Origin of the sequence: Streptomyces sp. NPDC048192 (genome assembly GCF_043202415.1) — a bacterium.
In the GTDB taxonomy this organism is placed as follows: domain Bacteria; phylum Actinomycetota; class Actinomycetes; order Streptomycetales; family Streptomycetaceae; genus Streptomyces.
On record NZ_JBIDAL010000051.1, the window covers coordinates 1 to 1,093 of the forward strand.

Annotated in this window: 1 protein-coding gene; it reads left to right on the plus strand. The window is 71.3% G+C overall.

Features of this window, described 5'->3' with window-relative positions:
* The coding region (locus ACGFZN_RS39965; protein WP_393863400.1) for a citramalate synthase at positions 1 to 1,093 on the plus strand (1,093 nt) is incomplete at both ends.

The following is a 1,093-nucleotide window of genomic DNA, read 5'->3' on the forward strand; positions in this document are numbered from 1 at the left end:
GAGGGCATCAACCTCACCGTCGCGGACAAGCTCGCCATCGCACGGCACCTGGACGACTTCGGCGTCGGCTTCATCGAGGGCGGCTGGCCCGGCGCGAACCCCCGTGACACCGAGTTCTTCGCCCGCGCGCGGGCGGAGATCGACTTCCGGCACGCCCAGCTCGTCGCGTTCGGCGCCACCCGCCGCGCCGGCGCGAAGGCCGCCGAGGACCCCCAGGTCAGGGCGCTTGTGGACTCCGGCGCCCCGGTGATCACGCTGGTCGCCAAGTCGCACGACCGGCATGTGGAGCTGGCGCTGCGCACCACGCTGGAGGAGAACCTGGAGATGGTCCGCGACACGGTGTCGTACCTGCGCGAGCAGGGCCGCCGGGTGTTCGTGGACTGCGAGCACTTCTTCGACGGCTACCGTGCCGACGCCGAGTACGCCAAGGCCGTGGTCCGCACGGCCGCGGAGGCGGGCGCCGACGTGGTGATCCTGTGCGACACCAACGGCGGGATGCTGCCGGCGCAGGTCCACGCGGTCGTCGCCACGGTCCTGGCCGACACCGGGGCGCGGCTGGGCATCCACGCCCAGGACGACACCGGCTGCGCGGTGGCCAACACGCTGGCGGCGGTGGACGCGGGCGCCACGCACGTGCAGTGCACGGCCAACGGCTACGGCGAGCGGGTCGGCAACGCCAACCTGTTCCCGGTGGTGGCGGCGCTGGAGCTGAAGTACGGCAAGAAGGTGCTGCCCGAGGGCCGGCTGCGGGAGACGACGCGGATCTCGCACGCGATCGCCGAGGTCGTCAACCTCACGCCTTCCACGCATCAGCCGTATGTGGGGGTGTCGGCGTTCGCGCACAAGGCGGGTCTGCACGCCTCGGCGATCAAGGTGGACCCGGACCTGTACCAGCACATCGACCCGGAGCTGGTGGGCAACACCATGCGCATGCTGGTGTCCGACATGGCGGGCCGGGCGTCGGTGGAGCTGAAGGGCAAGGAGCTGGGCATCGACCTGGGCGGTGACCGGGAACTGGTCGGCCGGGTCGTGGAGCGGGTCAAGGAACGCGAACTCAAGGGCTACACCTACGAGGCGGCGGACGCGAGCTTCG